Source organism: Methylobacterium sp. CCH7-A2, assembly GCF_001557075.1.
GTDB lineage: Bacteria > Pseudomonadota > Alphaproteobacteria > Rhizobiales > Beijerinckiaceae > Allobosea > Allobosea massiliensis.
Window position 1 is genome coordinate 17058 of record NZ_LSKN01000085.1, and the last position, 16315, is coordinate 33372.

15 protein-coding genes are annotated in these 16315 nt (G+C 69.7%); 3 read left to right on the top strand and 12 right to left on the bottom strand.

Translation table 11 applies throughout. The annotated features are described in order from the left end of the window. Window positions 1–36: 36 nt before the first annotated feature. The 7 genes from scpB to AX750_RS06300 form a co-directional block, all read right to left on the bottom strand. Window positions 37–648: an SMC-Scp complex subunit ScpB gene (scpB, locus tag AX750_RS06270; protein WP_082735457.1), complete on the bottom strand. Its 612-nt coding sequence runs from the start codon at window positions 646–648 to the stop codon at window positions 37–39. 62 nt (window positions 649–710) lie between these two features. Next, window positions 711–1541, bottom strand: coding sequence for a ScpA family protein (locus AX750_RS06275; protein WP_066719272.1), 831 nt, complete (start codon window positions 1539–1541; stop codon window positions 711–713). Window positions 1542–1600: 59 nt separating this feature from the next. After that, window positions 1601–2611: a beta-N-acetylhexosaminidase gene (nagZ, locus tag AX750_RS06280; RefSeq protein WP_066719271.1), complete on the bottom strand. Its 1011-nt coding sequence runs from the start codon at window positions 2609–2611 to the stop codon at window positions 1601–1603. A gap of 168 nt (window positions 2612–2779) precedes the next feature. Then, a complete protein-coding gene (gene dctP / locus AX750_RS06285; RefSeq protein ID WP_066719269.1) occupies window positions 2780–3874 on the bottom strand; it encodes a TRAP transporter substrate-binding protein DctP in 1095 nt (364 codons plus the stop codon). Between the two features lie 200 nt (window positions 3875–4074). Continuing rightward, the gene (locus AX750_RS06290) at window positions 4075–5763 is read right to left on the bottom strand and encodes an SPOR domain-containing protein (RefSeq protein WP_066719267.1); all 1689 of its coding nucleotides are present in this window, start codon (window positions 5761–5763) and stop codon (window positions 4075–4077) included. 98 nt (window positions 5764–5861) lie between these two features. Continuing rightward, a complete protein-coding gene (gene argS / locus AX750_RS06295) occupies window positions 5862–7622 on the bottom strand; it encodes an arginine--tRNA ligase (protein WP_066719258.1) in 1761 nt (586 codons plus the stop codon). A gap of 35 nt (window positions 7623–7657) precedes the next feature. After that, complete coding sequence (locus AX750_RS06300; protein WP_066719255.1) at window positions 7658–8917, bottom strand: deoxyguanosinetriphosphate triphosphohydrolase; 1260 nt, start codon at window positions 8915–8917, stop codon at window positions 7658–7660. Between the two features lie 98 nt (window positions 8918–9015). On the opposite strand from AX750_RS06300, the gene AX750_RS06305 reads away from it, so the two are divergent. Beyond that, window positions 9016–9366, top strand: coding sequence for an iron-sulfur cluster assembly accessory protein (locus AX750_RS06305; protein WP_066719244.1), 351 nt, complete (start codon window positions 9016–9018; stop codon window positions 9364–9366). Between the two features lie 97 nt (window positions 9367–9463). On the opposite strand, the gene AX750_RS06310 is transcribed toward AX750_RS06305, so the two are convergent. Continuing rightward, window positions 9464–10012: a cold-shock protein gene (locus tag AX750_RS06310; protein ID WP_245282327.1), complete on the bottom strand. Its 549-nt coding sequence runs from the start codon at window positions 10010–10012 to the stop codon at window positions 9464–9466. A 248-nt stretch (window positions 10013–10260) separates the two neighbouring features. On the opposite strand from AX750_RS06310, the gene AX750_RS06315 reads away from it, so the two are divergent. Beyond that, on the top strand, window positions 10261–10893 hold the full coding sequence (locus AX750_RS06315) for a LysE family translocator (RefSeq protein ID WP_066719238.1): 633 nt from the start codon (window positions 10261–10263) through the stop codon (window positions 10891–10893). 3 nt (window positions 10894–10896) lie between these two features. Here the strand turns inward: AX750_RS06315 and AX750_RS06320 are convergent, their stop codons facing one another. Both AX750_RS06320 and AX750_RS06325 read right to left on the bottom strand, forming a co-directional pair. After that, window positions 10897–11352 carry a DUF3429 domain-containing protein gene (locus tag AX750_RS06320; protein WP_066719234.1) on the bottom strand — a complete coding sequence of 152 codons (456 nt, stop codon included), beginning with the start codon at window positions 11350–11352 and terminating at the stop codon, window positions 10897–10899. 102 nt (window positions 11353–11454) lie between these two features. Continuing rightward, window positions 11455–12210 (bottom strand): Sir2 family NAD-dependent protein deacetylase, encoded by a 756-nt coding sequence (locus tag AX750_RS06325; protein ID WP_066719230.1) that lies wholly within the window; start codon window positions 12208–12210, stop codon window positions 11455–11457. A gap of 118 nt (window positions 12211–12328) precedes the next feature. Between AX750_RS06325 and AX750_RS06330 the strand changes: the two genes are divergently transcribed. Then, entirely contained in the window at window positions 12329–13513 is a 1185-nt protein-coding gene (locus AX750_RS06330) for an aminotransferase (protein ID WP_066719228.1), read from the top strand. Window positions 13514–13658: 145 nt separating this feature from the next. Here the strand turns inward: AX750_RS06330 and AX750_RS06335 are convergent, their stop codons facing one another. Further along, window positions 13659–14051 carry a hypothetical protein gene (locus AX750_RS06335; protein WP_066719225.1) on the bottom strand — a complete coding sequence of 131 codons (393 nt, stop codon included), beginning with the start codon at window positions 14049–14051 and terminating at the stop codon, window positions 13659–13661. Window positions 14052–14603: 552 nt separating this feature from the next. Continuing rightward, window positions 14604–16133, bottom strand: coding sequence for an altronate dehydratase family protein (locus tag AX750_RS06340; protein WP_066719222.1), 1530 nt, complete (start codon window positions 16131–16133; stop codon window positions 14604–14606). Window positions 16134–16315: the final 182 nt, after the last annotated feature.

Sequence of the window (16315 nt, forward strand, 5' to 3'; positions counted from 1 at the left end):
CGCGGCGGATGATGTGACCGCCGCCCTGTGCGGCGCTCAGCCGTTCTCGTCAAGCGGCGTGAACAGGTCGCCGAGCGGGTCCTCGTCGGCGCGCAGCTCCGGATCGTCGTCGGGAACCGGCACGGTGAGGTCGCGCGTGAGGCGCCCCTCGATGAAGCCGGAGCCCTTCAACTCCTCCAGCCCGGGCAGATCGTCGATCCGCTCGAGCCCAAAATGATCGAGAAAACCGGGAGTCGTGCCGAAGGTCACCGGACGCCCCGGCGAGCGGCGCCGCCCGCGCAGCCGCACCCAGCCGGCCTCCAGCAGGATATCGAGCGTGCCCTTGGCGGTGGCGACGCCGCGGATCTCCTCGATCTCGGCCCGCGTCACAGGCTGGTGATAGGCGATGATCGCCAGCACTTCGAGCGCCGCCCGCGACAATTTGCGCGGCGGCTCCGCCTCGGCGGCGAGCAGATAGCCGAGATCGGGCGCGGTGCGGAAGGCGTAGCCACCGGCCACGGCGCGCAGATTGACGCCGCGGGGCGCGTAGAGCGCGGTCAGCTGCGCCAGAACCTCCCCGATCGCGACGCCGGCCGGCACCGACCGCGCCAGTTCCTCGGCCGGCAGCGGCTGGGCCGAGGCGAACAGCAGCGCCTCGACCACGCGCATTGCCTGCGCGAAGGCCTCGGCCGCGCCATCGGCCTCGTCGGAAAGCGGCGTTGCGGCCTCCGTCACGGGCCGTCTCCGCCGGCCAGCGGCAGCACGGGCGGGCGCGCCGAGCGACGGCGCAGATAGAGCGGCGCGAAGGCCTCGTCCTGGCGCAGATCGAGCACGCCCTCCTTGACCATCTCCAGCATGGCCGAGAGCGCCGAGGCCCGCACCGTCGCCGCCATCTCGCGGGCGGGCAGCCCATGCGACGTCATGTAACGGGCGAGATACGGGTCGATCTGCGTCCAGTCGCCGGCCTCACCGACCAGCCGCTGCAGCGCCTCGCGCGCCTCGACCAGCGACCAGACGACGCGCTGGCCGACGGAGATGTGCCCCTGCACGCGCTTCATCCGCTGCTGCGCATAGGCCGAGAGCAGATCGTAGAGCTCCGCCTCCCAGACCGGCCTGGCTCCGGCGACGACCGCCTCGGGCGCGCCGCGCGCGAAGACGTCCTGCCCGAGACGCTCGCGCGAGGCGAGCTTTCGTGCCGCGGCCCGGATCGCCTCCAGCCGGCGCAGGCGCAGCGCCAGGGCCGTGGCGAGATCCGCCGCGCTCGGCTCCTCGCCCTTGGGCGGTTCGGGCAGCAGCAGGCGGGACTTGAGGTAGGCCAGCCAGGCCGCCATCACGAGATAGTCGGCCGCCAGCTCCAGCCGCAGCGCCCGCGCCTGCTCGACGAAGGCGAGATACTGCTCGGCCAGCGCCAGGATCGAGATGCGGTGGAGATCGACCTTCTGCCTGCGTGCGAGATCGAGCAGCAGGTCGAGTGGCCCCTCATAGCCATCGACATCGACCCGCAGCGCCGGCTCGCCGTCGCGCTCCGGGCCGTCCTCTTCGAATGGCAGTTGCGCCGCCATGGCCGGCCGTCCCCCTCCCGCCCCTGCGACGCACGCGGGGGCGCCACAGGTTCGACGCTTCAGCCGTTCAAGGCAAGCGCGCTGGCGAGCTGCGCGCGGGCGGCCTCGACTTCGAGCGGCTCGGGCTCGTGGCGGATGCGCGCCAGCGCCGTCGCGGCACGGCGGGCGCGGTCGCCCCGCATCTCCGGAACGGCCCCGGCGATCGCGACCATCTCCTCCATGATGCCGTGGCAATGCAGCACGACATCGACCCCGGCGCGGATCGCCGCGCGGGCCTTCTGCGCGAAGCCGCCCGACAGCGCCTTCATCGAGATGTCGTCAGTCATGATCAGGCCGTCATAGCCGAGCTCGCCGCGCATGATGTCGCGCACGACGGTGCGGGAGACCGTCGCCGGGTTCTTCGCATCGAGCGCCGTGAAGACGACGTGCGCCGTCATCGCCAGCGGCATGTCGGCGAGATGGCGGAAGGGCCGGAAATCATGCGCCCGCAATTCGTCCAGCGAGGCGTCGACGACGGGCAGGTCGTGATGGCTGTCGGCCTTCGCCCGGCCATGACCGGGCATGTGCTTGATCACCGGCAGCACGCCTCCCGCCAGCAGCCCCTCGGCCGCCGCGCGTCCGAGCTGGGCGACGCGGTCGGGCTCATGCGCATAGGCGCGGTCGCCGATGACGTCGTGGCTGCCGGCCACGGGCACGTCGAGCACCGGCAGGCAGTCGACATCGATGCCGACCGCCCTCAGATCATGCGCCATCAGCCGGGCGGAGAGGCGCACGATCTCCCGCTGCTGCAGCGGATCGTTGATGCCGAGGAAGGCGCGCGCCGGCGGATATTTCGGCCAGTGCGGCGGCGCCATGCGCTGCACCCGCCCGCCCTCCTGGTCGATCAGGATCGGCGCCTGCCAGCCGACCGTCTCGCGCAGCTCCGCCGTCAGCGCGGCGACCTGCTCGGGGCTCTGCGTGTTGCGCCGGAACAGGATGAAGCCCCAGGGCCGGGCCTCGCGGAAGAAGGCCCGCTCGTCCGGGGTCAGGCTCGTGCCGAGGCAGCCGGCGATGAAGGCGCGCGAGGTCATGGTCGAGGGGTAGGAAGCGCGGGCGACGCGGTCAACCCTCTGCCGTCATCCTGGGCCCGCCGCGAAGCGGCGCAGCCCGGGATCCATCGGAGGTCATCGGAGCCCCAGGATGGATCCCGGACGACCTGCGGTCGCCCAGGATGACGGTTGAGGTTTGGACGAAACGCCTCAGCGCATCTGCTGCGACATCTGCGCGTTGAAGGCGTCGAAGGGCAGTTCGGCGACGCGGAACCAGAGGTTCTCCTTCTTCCAGTACGGAAGGAAGGAATCGTAGAACGTCTTGAACTCGGCGTTCTTCGCGGCGAGGTCGGCATACATGGCGAAGGCTTCCTTGAAGGCCGCCGCCATCACCTCCTGCGGGAAGGGCCGCAGTTCCGCACCCGTCCCCGCGAGCCGCATCAGCGCATCGGGATTGCCATGGTCGTATTTGGCGACGCAGAGCGCGTTGGCCTCGGCGCAGGCCGCTTCGACGATCGCCTTGTAGGCGGCAGGCAGCGCGTTCCACTTCTCCAGGTTCACAAGGAAGCTGACATTGGCGTTCCCCTCCCAGAAGCCCGGATAGTAATAGTACTTCGCGACCTTCTGGAAGCCGAGCTTCTCGTCGTCGAGCGGCCCCGAGAACTCGACCGCGTCGAGCGTGCCGCGCTCCAGCGCCGGATAGATGTCGCCGCCGGCGATCTGCTGCGGCACCACGCCGAGCTTCGACATGATCTGCCCGCCGAGGCCGGCGATGCGCATCTTGAGGCCCTTCAAATCCTCCAGCGACTTGATCTCCTTGCGGAACCAGCCGCCCATCTGCGCGCCGGTGTTGCCGGAGGGAATCGTGTAGAGGCCCTGCTTCTTCATGAAGGCGCGGCAGAGCTCGAGACCCCCGCCGGCATAGAGCCAGGCGTTCTGCTGGCGGGTGTTGAAGCCGAAGGGCAGCGAGGTCTCGAAGGCGAAGGCCGGATCCTTGCCGATATAGAAGCTCGACAGGGTGTGGCTGCACTCGACCGTGCCGTTCTGCACGGCGTCGAGCGCCTGCAGACCGGGCACGATCTCGCCGGGCGCGAAGACCTGGATCTGGAAATTGCCATCCGTCGCCTCGGCGACGCGCTTGGCAACTTGAGTCGACAGGCCGAACAGGGTGTCGAGGCTCTTCGGATAGCTCGAGGTCAGGCGCCAGCTGATCTTGGGCTGGGACTGGGCAATGGCGGGCGCGGCGATCAGCGCGCTGCCGGCTGCGCCTGTGGCGGCGGTCTTGACGAAACGACGGCGGTCCATGGTGTCCTCCGGAAGGCTTTTCTGGTCTTCGGCCGCATCCGCCGCCCGCAGGCGGGACGCGACTCTGTCGCGGCCTCTTGCCATGAATCGCCGAGCCCGGCCACCGCGCGCCGCGCCGCCGCGCCCTGCATCACGGACACGAAAAAACCGGAGGCGCTGGGCGCCGCCGGCCTCGGATGGGGTCGACGGAGGCGGTCGGGTCAGTTCTTCGCGATGAAGCACTGGCCGCCGGCGGCCTGCAGCGCCGTGCACATCGAGGTCGCGTCCTCGCGGCTGTAAGGGCCGACGCGCAGGCGGTAGACGGTCTTGCCGCCGGCCAGCTCGGTCTTGCGCACGATCGGCGCCTGGCCGCCGAGCTGACCGGGATATTTGCGCTGCAGGGCGGCGAAGGTGGCGCGGGCCTCGGCCTCGCTGCCGGGCGCGCCGAGCTGGACCACGAAGTCACCGGTGCCGGCGCGGATCGCCGCCGTGGCCGGGGCCGGAGCGGCAGGAGCCTGCGCCGCAGGAGCGGCATTGGCGATGCGCAGTGGGGCGGCGGGAGTCGTCGCCGGCGCGGCAGCCCGCTCCTGCACCTTGGGCGCCTCGGCCGCCGGAGTCGTCGCGGGACGCGACTGGGGCGTTGCCGGCGCTGCCGCGACGGGGGCCGGAGCGGAGGTCGCGGAGGGGGAGAGCCCGGCCGGACGCGCCGGAGGCGCGGAGCCCGTCGCCAGGGGGACGGCGCCATTGGTGTAGCCGGTCGGGCCGTTGGCCGAGCCGTTGGCGGGCGGCGCCGGTGTGCCGTCCGGACGGATCGACACGGTGCGGACGCGGCGCGGCTCGCCGAGACCCGGCACCGGCGGCACCGGCGTCAGGGCGGGTTCGGCGGGGGTGGCGACCGGCGCGGCGCTGGCAGGCGCTTGCGACAACGCGTTGGCGGGCGGCGTAGCCGTCGCCGAGCCCGGCCCCGGCATCACGACGCGGGTCGGCATCGAGCGCGCCGCCTGCTGGACGTCGACCGGCTGCTCCTCGCGGCTGACGACCTTGGTCGCGCCGGACTGGCCATCGCCGGGCCGCTCATAGATCTGCTTGTTCTGGTTCGGGATCTCGGCCCCGCCCGGATTGACCGGCTCGACCTTGGTCGGGCCGGTGGCGGCGGCAATGGTTGGCGGCTGCCCGTCGGCGCTGCGGGTCGGCCCCCGCAGCGACATCGCGGCGCCGACACCGACCACGCCGACGACGATCAGCGCGGCGGCGGCATAGAGGCCCTTGCGCGAGCGGCGCGGCTCGAGATCGGGCATGTCCTCGTCGGCCACCGCGGCCGCATGGACCGGCTGCTGATCGTAGACGTCGGGCTGACCGTGATAGCCAAAGGCCTCGCTCGCCTCGTCGAGGTCGCGTGCAGCCGGAGCCGTGACCGGGCGCTGATAAGCCTGAGGCTCGGGCCGGTCGAAGCTCTCGTCGGCGGAATCGAAGCGGGGTTCAGCCCGCAGCGGCGCGGGTGCCGGAGCGACGGGCGCGGCCGGCCGGGCCGAATCGGTGCGGCGCAGCAGGGCTTCGAATTCGTCGAGCGCGCCACGCAGTTCGGCCGGCGGCGGCGCCTGCTCGGCCACGGCCTGGAACTGCCGGATGGCGTCGAACTGCGGCTCCTCGCGCGGCGCTTCCGGCACGATCCGGGGCTGGGCCGGAGCCGGTGCGGCAGCCGGCCAGGACGGCGTGGCGCGCGAGGGCGCCGGTGCAGCGCCCCGCTGGCCAAAAATGTCCTTCAGCGGATCGCCCTGATCGACGATCCGCGTCAGCTCGGCCAGAGGATCGGCCGACTGGCCCGAGCGCGGGGCCTGTCCCGCACTGCGGAGCTGGCGCTCCAGATCCTCGAGGTCGAGAGCAAAACGGTTCCTAGCGGGCTCACTCATGGCATGATCCATCCCAGCGCAGGCCGCAGGCACGCATGGGAACGCCCAGGCGCGACGCAGTCAACCCGACCTTGTGGGCGCCGAGGGCCCTGAGCCCGTCAACGCATCTCTTCCGGCGCCGCAACTCCGGCGACAGCCAGACCGGAAGCAAGGACGCTGCGCACCGCATGCACAAACGCCAACCTCGCCACAGTCGACTCTCGATCAGTTTGATTAACGAACCGTAATTGCGGCGAGTCTTTGCCCTTGTTCCATAGGGAATGGAACGCGCTGGCGAGCTCATGCACGAAGAACGCCAGCCGATGTGGCTCATGAGCGGCCGCGGCGCCTTCGACGATGCGCGGATAGGCCGCGATCAACTTGACGATACCGAGCTCAGCCTCGTCGGTGAGGCGAGCGAGATCGGCACCAGCCAGCGCCTGCGGCGACAGGTCGAGATTCGGAAAAGCCTCGCGCGCCTGCCGGAAGATCGAAGCGCAGCGGGCATGGGCGTACTGGACATAGAAGACCGGATTGTCCTTCGACTGTTCGACCACCTTGGCGAGATCGAAATCGAGCGTCGCGTCGTTCTTGCGGAAGATCATCATGAAGCGCACCGCATCGCGGCCGACCTCGTCGATGACCTCGCGCAGCGTGACGAAATCGCCCGAGCGCTTCGACATCTTCACAGGCTCGCCGTTGCGCAGCAGCTTGACAAGCTGGCAGAGCTTGACGTCGAGCGCGCCCTGCCCGGCCGTGACCGCCTTCACCGCCGCCTGCATGCGCTTGACGTAGCCGCCATGGTCGGCGCCCCAGACGTCGATCATCTGCGCGAAGCCGCGGGTGAACTTCGAGCGGTGATAGGCGATGTCGTTGGCGAAATAGGTGTAGCTGCCATCCGACTTCAGCAGCGGCCGGTCGACATCGTCGCCGAACTGGGTGGCGCGGAACAGCGTCTGCTCGCGATCCTCCCAATCCTCATCCTTCTGGCCCTTGGGCGGGGGGAGCCGGCCTTCATAGACGAGATCGCGGGACCGCAGATCCGCGATGGTCTCGGCGACCGCATCGACGCCGCCGGTTTCCTGCAGCGAGCGCTCGGAGAAGAACTGGTCGTGCGCGACGCCCAAGGCCAGCAGATCGGCCCTGATCATTGCCATCATCTCGCCGATCGCGACGGACCGGACGATAGGCATCCACTCCGACTCGGACTTGTCCAACAACGAGCGGCCATACTGATGTTCCAACTCGTGACCGACAGAGACCAGATAGTCGCCCGGATAAAGCCCCTCGGGGATCGTGATCGTCTCGCCCAGCGCTTCGCGGTAGCGCAGGAAGGCGGAGCGGGCGAGGACATCGACCTGCGCCCCGGCGTCGTTAATGTAGTACTCGCGCGTCACATCATGGCCGGCGAAGGCCAGGATGTTGGCGAGCGCATCGCCGAAGACGGCGCCGCGGCCATGGCCGACATGCATCGGCCCGGTCGGATTGGCCGAGACATATTCGACATTGATCTTGGGCTGCGGCTTCGGCGCGCCGCGGCCATAATCGAGCCCGCGCAGCACCGCCTCCTTCAGGATCGCGGTGAAGACCGAAGGCCGAAGCGTCAGGTTGATGAAGCCGGGCCCCGCCACCTCGGCCTTGACGATCTCGGCGTCCTTGGCGAGTTCCTCGATCAGCAGGGCGGCCAGAGCCCGCGGATTGGTGCCGGCCTCCTTGGCGAGCACCATCGCGGCATTGGTCGCGAGATCGCCATGCGCGGGGTCCTTCGTCGGCTCGACCACGACGCGGCCGAGATCGAGCCCGGCGGGCAGCGCCCCGCGATCGGCGAGCGCGGCGAGCGCGGCGGCGACGCGGGCGGAATAGGTCTCGAACAGGTTCATGGCGGCCGATATCTGCGGTGGAGAGGCGCCCGGCCCTATCGCAGCGTCGGTGTCGCGTCAAACAGGCGCCGGTGCTCGTCGAGCGCGTACCAGTCGGTCATCCCGGCGATATAGTCGGCCACGCGCCGCGCCAGGCGGTGCGCGTCGAGGGTTCCGCAGCCCGCGGCCCAATCGGCCGGCATCAGCCCAGGATCGGCCCGGAAGCGGGCGAACAGGTCGCGCACCACCTGCGCCGCATCGCGGCGGATCGGCGCGATGCGGGCATGGCGGTACATGTTGGGGTAGAGGAAGGCCTTGATCTCGCGGTCGGCCGCCTCGACGGCCGCCGGGAAGGCAATCACCGGCCGGCCCGCCCGTCGCACCGCATCGGCATCGGCCGGGGCGAGCGCCGCCAGTCTGCCTTGCGATTCGGCGATCGTGCCCTCGACGAAGCGCGTGATCACCCGCCGCACCAGCTCGTTCGTCGTCCGCGCCGTCTCCAGCCCGGGATGCAGGGCCTCGATCTCGTCGAGCAGTCCGGCCAGGAAGGGCACCGCGCGCAGTTCGCCATGGCCGAAGAGCCCGGCCCGCAGGCCATCGTCGATGTCATGGGCGTTGTAGGCGATGTCGTCGGCGAGCGCTGCCGCCTGCGCTTCGGCAGAGGCATAGCTGTCGAGCCAGAGATCCTGCTTGGCCTGGTACTCGACGATCGCGGCGGGGATTCCGCCCTGCGCATAGCGCTCGGTCGGCGATCCGTCGGCCAGCAGCAGCGGGCCATTGTGCTTGACCAGGCCCTCGAGCGTCTCCCAGGTCAGGTTCAGCCCGTCGAACCCCGCATAGCGCCGCTCCAGCCGCGTCACGATCCGCAGCGTCTGGGCGTTGTGGTCGAAGCCGCCGACATCGGCCATGCAGTCGGCCAGCGCATCCTCGCCGGTATGGCCGAAGGGCGTGTGGCCGAGGTCGTGGGCCAGCGCCAGTGCCTCGGCGAGATCCTCGTCGAGCCCGAGCGCCCGCGCCAGGGCGCGCGCAATCTGCGCCACCTCGATCGTATGCGTCAGCCGCGTGCGGAAATGGTCGCCCTCATGCGAGACGAACACCTGCGTCTTGTGCTTCAGCCGGCGAAAGGCGGTGGAGTGGATGATGCGGTCGCGGTCGCGCTGGAACGGGTTGCGCGTCGGCGAGGCCGGCTCCTCGATCAGTCGGCCCCGGCTCGTCGCCGACCGGCAGGCATAGGGAGCCCGCCAGCGGTCGCCGGGTTCGCGCGCGGCGCCCGGCTGCGTGGGCAGCAAGGCGTGCGGATCGTCTGGATGCGGCATGGCGGGTCCGTCGCCGCCCCCGGCTTGTCGGGGGGCTGGCGCGCACTTACCTTTGCGGGCAACCAAGGTGCAAGGAGCTTCTGCTCCGGGAGATCGCCATGACCGCATCGAACGAGGCCGCTGCGGGCCCCGTCTCCGTGACCGAGAAGGCCGCCAGCCGTATCCTCGCCGTGATGGCGACGGAGCCGCCGGGCTCGATGCTGCGCGTCAGTGTCGCCGGCGGGGGCTGCTCGGGTTTCCAGTATGTCTTCGACGTCGATCGCGAGAAGGCGCCGGGCGACATCGTCATCGAGCGCGACGGCGCCACCGTGCTGATCGACGAGACCTCGCTCGACCTGCTGGCCGGCAGCACGATCGACTTCGTCGACGATCTGATCGGGCAGTCCTTCAAGATCACCAACCCGAACGCGACGAGTTCCTGCGGCTGCGGGACGTCGTTCGCGCTCTGACGCGTCATGGTCGGGCTTGCCCTGACCATCTCCGGCAAGAAGAGGGCCATTCGCGGGATGAGATGCTCGGGTCGAGCCCGAGCATGACGCGAGGCGGTCAGTGCGAGCTCGGCGCCCCGCCCTGCTCCAGCCGGATCTCGGCGGCCATCAGGCCCTTCGGCCCGGGTCCGTAGCGCACCAGCACGACCTGACCGGGAATCAGCTCGACGAGCCCATAGCGGCGCATCGTTTCCATATGGACGAAGACGTCGGGCGAATTCTCGCCGGCCGAGACGAAGCCGAAGCCGCGCAGCCGGTTGAACCACTTCACCGTCATCCGCTCGAGCCCGCTGGTCGGCGTGACCTGGACGTTGGTGCGCGCCAGCGGCATCTCGGCGGGATGGCGCGCGGCGGTGGTGTCGATCGACAGGACGCGGATGGCCTGACGGCCGCGCGGCTTCTCCACCGCTTCGAGCACGATGTGAGCGCCTTCGGCGATCGCATTGAAACCATCGCGCTTCAGGATGGTGACATGGACGAGAACGTCGGGCCCGCCATCCTCGGGCACGACAAAGCCGTAGCCCTTGGAGACGTCGAACCACTTCACATAGCCGCTGAGCTCGACGCCGACATCCGCGGCGAGGCTGTCCGGCCCGTCGAGCCGCATCACCCGATTGAGCGACTGGATCGGTCCTACCGGTCGCCGCCCGCTCTCACCGAACTCGTCGGACATTGACTACCCACCCCCGCCCGAAATGGCTTGATTCGCCTGCTCACGATACCATCCCCGGGGAGTCGCGATACAGCCGGCTTCGCGTCATCCACATCCGCGATGGGCGAAAAAAGCCCTGCGGCGCCCGGCCGTCCCATGCGATAGGAGGCTCCCGAGTCGATCCCGAAGCGACGAGGACCGCCATGCCCGATCTCGCCACCCTCGCGCTCTTCACGACCGCCTGCGCCGTCCTGACCGCCACGCCCGGCCCCGACATGCTGCTGATCGCCTCGCGCAGCCTCGGCCAGGGCCGCAGCGCCGGCTTCGTGACCTATGCCGGCATCGCCGCCGGGAGCTATCTCCAGGCCTTCGCGGCCGCTTTCGGCCTGTCGCAGCTCTTCCTGCTGGTGCCGGCGGCCTATGACGCACTGCGGTTCCTCGGCGCGGCCTATCTCGCCTGGCTGGCCTGGACGACGCTGCGGTCGCCGGCCACCCTCTTCGCGCCGCGCGCCGACCAGCCGGCGCTGAAGCTGCGCGCGATCTTCCTGCAGGGGATGCTGACGAACCTGCTCAACCCCAAGATGGCGCTGTTCATGCTGGCGCTGCTGCCGCAGTTCCTGAAGCCCGAGGCCGGGTCGATCGCGCTGCAGGTGATCGTCCTGGCGACGATTCTCAATCTGGTCGGGCTGATGGTCAACGGCGCGGTCATCCTGACGGCGGGCCGGCTCGGGCGGGCGCTCGCCGCACGGCCCCATCTCGCCGCCTGGCCGCAGCGGCTGATGGGCGCGGTCTTCGGCGCGCTGGCACTGCGGCTGGCGCTGGCCTCGCGGGAGTGAGGTTCAGGCCGCGGCCGCCGCCACGCCGAGCAGCACCGCCACCGCCGCCGACAGGCCGAGCCGAAGCCGGCCATACCACTCGGCGGCGACCTCGCGGCAATAGAGCCCGTAATCCATCAGCCCGAGCAGGATGAAGGCGACGCAGAGCGTCCACAGCGCCGCGCCCGGCGCCAGCAGCGCCGCGCCCCAGCCGATCAGCGCCGGGATCACGGCGATGACGAAATCGCGCCGCTGCGCGGCCTCGCTCTCATAGCCCATGGCGATGCCCCAGCGCACCCCCCCGAGGAACGAGAGGATCGCGACCCCGTAGACGATCAGCGCTTGAGACAGCCGCTCGCCACCGCCGATGCCCGGCACGGCGAAGCCGGCCGCGAGCCCGGCGGTGCAGGCCAGGAACGGGATGACCCCGGCCGCACCGAGCGCGAGGGCGGCCGAGGGGATGGTCTTCTCGCTGGACATGGAGCGCCTTGCGACGGTGGAGGGAAGCGTCCCGCTCGCATAGCTGTTTTTGCCACGGCCTCAAGCCCCGTCATGCGGGCCGGACCGAAAGGTCGCAGGGGCTCAGCCCGCCAGCGGGCCGAGCGCCGCGCCGATCTCCGCCCGCACCACCAGATCGGCGATGGCGTCGAGCTCCGTCGGCTCGCGGTTGACGATGATCAGCGTCGCCTCCTGCCGCTTGGCGATGACCGGCAGCGTCGCGGCAGGATAGACCACGAGCGAGGACCCGACGACGAGGAAAAGCTCAGCCTCCAGAGCCAGTTGCTGGGCCCGGATCATCTTGTCCTGCGGCATCGCCTGGCCGAAGGAGATCGTCGCGGATTTCACCGGCCCGCCGCAGGCGGCACAGTCCGGCGGCTCGCCCGTCGCCTCGAAGGCGGGGCGGATCTCGGCCAGTTCATGCCGGCGGCCGCAGCCCAGGCAGGTCGCATAGGTGCCGTTGCCATGCAGTTCGATCACCCGGTCGTCGGGCACGCCCGAGGCCTGGTGCAGCCCGTCGATGTTCTGGGTGATGATCGCCGGCGCCCGCCCCTGCCCGACCAGCCGGGCCAGCGCGCGATGCCCGGCATTGGGTGCGGCGCCGGCATAATGATCGTCCATGGCGAATTTGCGCCGCCAGGCCTCGGCCCGCGCCTCACGGCTCTTCACGAAAGCCTCGAACGGGATCGGCTTGTTGACCATCCAGGGCGAGCCGGCCGAGCGGAAATCCGGGACCCCCGATTCGGTCGAGATGCCGGCACCGGTGAAGGCGACGATGCTGCCGGCCGCGTCCAGCATCGCATGCAGCGTCTCGATGGCGTCCCGTGTTCCGTCCGGCATGCGCGCTCCGTGGCTTCCTCCGACGATATGGCGTCCCTCTGGCCGGCCGCCAAGCGCAGGAGCCTCCGGCGCGCGGACCGATTGACGCAAGGCCGGCCGCGTCCCAAAGCTGCCGGCCATGGCCGACAAGACGCTCCCCGCCCTGAACCCCGACCTTCTCGACACCGGAACGCCGCCGATCCCGCAGGCGCAGGGCTGGGCGCGCGCCTATGACGGCCGCTCGGGCCCCCTGGTCGACCTCTCCCAGGCTGTGCCGGGCTCGCCCCCGCCGGCCGCGCTGCTCGAGCGGCTGGCGCAGGCCGCCGCCTCGCCCGACGCCACGCGCTACGGCCCGATTACCGGCGACATGGTCCTGCGCGAAGCCTATGCGGCCGAGATCGGCCGGATCTATGGCGCGCCCTTCGAGCCGGGCGAGGTGGCCATCACCTCGGGCTGCAACCAGGCCTTCGTCATGACGATGATGGCGGTGGCGCGGGCCGGCCAGAACGTGCTGCTGCCGACGCCCTGGTACTTCAACCACGAGATGACGCTGCGCATGCTCGGCATCGAGGCGCGCCCGCTGCCCTGCGATCCGGCCGCCGGCTTCGTGCCCGATGTCGCGACGGCCGAGGCGCTGATCGACGCCGGCACGCGCGCCATCGTGCTGGTGACGCCGAACAACCCGACCGGCGCGATCTATCCTCCCGCGACCATCGCGGCCTTCGCGGAGCTCTGCGCGGGGCGCGGTCTCTGGCTGGTGCTCGACGAGACCTACCGCGATTTCCTCCCCGCAGGCGCTGCCGCCCCGCATGAAGTCTTCGCCACAACGCCCTGGCAGGACTCCGTGATCGGCCTCTACAGCTTCTCGAAGGCCTATGCCGTGCCGGGCTGGCGCTTGGGCGCGATCACGGCGGGCGAAGCGGTGATGGCAGAGATCGCCAAGGTGCTGGACTGCGTCCAGATCAACCCCGTGCGCGCCGGCCAGGCGGCCGTGACCTGGGGCATCGACGGCATCCGCGACTGGCGCGAGGCCAATCGCGCCGAAATCAACGCCCGCGCCGCGCTCTTCCGCGAGGCGATGGCCCCGCTCAACGACTGGCGCGTGCTCGCGGCCGGCGCCTATTTCGCCTATGTGGCCCACCCGTTCCCGGACGTGCCGGCGGCCGAGGTGGTACGGGCTCTGGTGCAGGAGCGCGGCGTCCTCGCCCTGCCCGGCCCCTATTTCGGACCGGGCCAGGAACGGCACTTACGCATCGCCATCGCCAATGTCGCCGCCGACCGGATCGGCGCGCTGAGCGAGCGGCTGCGCGGGTTTGCGCTGTGACGTGACACGTCATGCTCGGGCTTGACCCGAGCATCTCGGAAACCAGTTCATTCTCGTTTCGAGATTCTCGGCTCTGCGCGGAGTTTATCCTTGGGCCGATCGAAGATCGGACCCGAGGGCTGCGCCCGAGAATGACGCCTGCCCGCTACCGCAGCAGCGCCGCATAGCGATCGCGATAGGCCCAAACCAGCAGCGAGCCCAGAACCACCAGGATCACCGCCACAGGGATGCCCTGCGGGTTGATGACGAGGTGGAAGAACACGATCACGGTCATGACCGGCGCGATCAGCGCGAGTCCGAACGCCGGCGCGATATTGCCGAGCAGGCTGAGCGCACCGAGGAGATTGACCGTCTTCAGCAGCGGCCAGAAGAAGCCGGAGGCCTGCAGCGCCTCCTCGAAGGCGACCCCGCGCGCGCTGGTCGGCGGATGGATCAGATGCGCGCCGGTGGCCAGCCACCAGAAGCCGTCGACGGCGGAAACCAGAAAAAGCAGCCCGAGAAGGATGCGCGGGAGGGTGACCAGAAGCAGGGTCTTCATGATGGGCCTAGGCAAAGCAATGCACCGGCGCGGGTTGCGCCGGTTTCCCCTCTTGGTCCCTTCGACGTCCGGTTCGGTTCAAGCCAACACACAAAAAAGCCGGGCGCGAGCCCGGCTTGGTTGTCGATGGCCGCAGGTCACGGGCAGAACCAGATCGCCCCGACCGTGATGCAGCCTCGGGTGCGCCAGTTGCCTGGCCGGGCGCCATAGCGACGATATCCGGGCGGCGGGGCGCGGAATCGGGCACCGGGTGCGTAGCGCGGTCGCGGCCCGTGGCGCCGCATATAAGGTCCGCGGTGGTCGCGGCGATAACGGCGATGATCGCGATACTGGGCCTGCTCCGCCACTGACGGAACCTGCTGCAGCAGTCCGGAGGCCGAGGGCGCGGCGAGAGGCGATGCCGAGGCGGGCGCCGCAACGGAGAGGCCGGCTGCAAAGAGTGCTGCTGCGAGAGCGTGGCGGATCATATCGTCCCTTCCTTCACGTTGATCGGAAGGAACGATCGACGTCGCGCTATTGTTCCGGCCGGAACAATCCCGCCGGCCCGAACCCTCACATGGTCGCGCCGATCTGCCAGGGCACGAACTCGGCGTCGCCATAGCCCATCTCTTCGGACTTCGACTTCTCGCCCGAGGCGACCTTTAGCAGATAGTCGAAGATTTCCCGGCCCTTCTCCTCCAGCGTCACGCCGTCGAGGACATCGCCACAGTTGATGTCCATGTCGTCGGTCTGCTTGAGATACATCGGCGTGTTGGTCGCGAGCTTGATCGAGGGCGTCGGCTTGCAGCCATAGGCCGAGCCGCGCCCGGTGGTGAAGGCGAGGATGTTCGCCCCGCCCGCCACCTGCCCCGTCGCCGAGACGGGATCGTAGCCGGGCGTGTCCATATAGACGAAGCCCTTGGAGCGGACTGGCTCGGCATAGTTGTAGACGGCCGCCAGCGTCTTGGTGCCGCCCTTGGCGGCAGCGCCGAGCGACTTCTCCAGGATCGTCGTCAGCCCGCCCGCCTTGTTGCCGGGCGACGGGTTGTTGTTCATGTCCATCCGGGCGCGGGCGGTATAGTCCTCCCACCATTTGATGATGCCGACGAGCTTCTCGCCGACTTCTCGCGTCGCAGCGCGGCGTGTCAGCAGATGCTCGGCGCCGTAGATCTCCGGCGTTTCCGACAGGATGGCCGTGCCGCCATGCTCGACCAGGATGTCGACCGCCTTGCCCAGAGCCGGGTTAGCCGTGATGCCGGAATAGCCGTCCGAACCGCCGCACTGCAGAGCGAGCATCAGCTCGGACGCCGGCACCGTCTCGCGCCGCGCCCGATTGGCGATCGGCAGCATCATCTTGAGCGCCTCGATCCCCGCCGCAACCGCCTTGCGCGTGCCGCCGGTCTCCTGGATCGTCAGCGTCCGGAAGACGTCGCTCTCCTCGATGCCATAGGCGTCCTTCATCCGCTTGATCTGGAAGCCCTCGCAGCCCAGCCCGACGACGAGCACAGCGGCCATGTTGGGATTGCAGGCATAGCCCCAGGTGGTGCGCTTCAGCACCTCGAAGCTCTCGCCATTGTAGTCGATGCCGCAGCCCGTGCCGTGGGTCAGCGCGATCACGCCGTCGACATTGGGATAATCAGCGAGCAGCCCAGAGCGCTTGACCTCCTCGGCCATGAAGCGCGCGGCCGAGGCCGAGCAGTTCACTGAGGTGAGGATGCCGACATAGTTGCGCGTTCCGGCCTTGCCATTGGCGCGGCGGAAGCCCTCGAAGGTCGCCTGGCGCTCGACCGGCAGCACGAATTCGGGCTTGGCCTCGGCGCAGAAGGCATAGTCGCGCTCGAAGGCGTGGAAGCCGGTGTTGTGCTCATGCACCCATTCGCCCGGCGGAATGTCGACGGTGGCGAAGCCGATGATCTGGCCGAACTTGCGGATCGGCTCGTCCTTGGCGATCGGGCTCAGCGCCAGCTTGTGGCCACGTGGAATGCGCTTCAGCGCCGTCACGCCCGCGGCTGTCACACCGATATCGACCGGATCGACCGCGACCGCGACATTGTCGCTGGCGTTCAGCCTGAGGGTACGCGGGGGAATGGCTTTGTCGAGCATCGGGGGAACCACTGGCTTGCAAGCCGCGGCGCGCGCGGCGACGGGCAAGACATGCGCTTCATCGCGACAGTTTTCAATCGGTTCAAAGAGGCGTCCGGCTGCTGCAGCGCAGCATCCGGGCGGGCATCACGCAACGAAAAAGCCCGGCCTCGCGGCCGGGCTCTGATTCAGTGGTGAGGCTT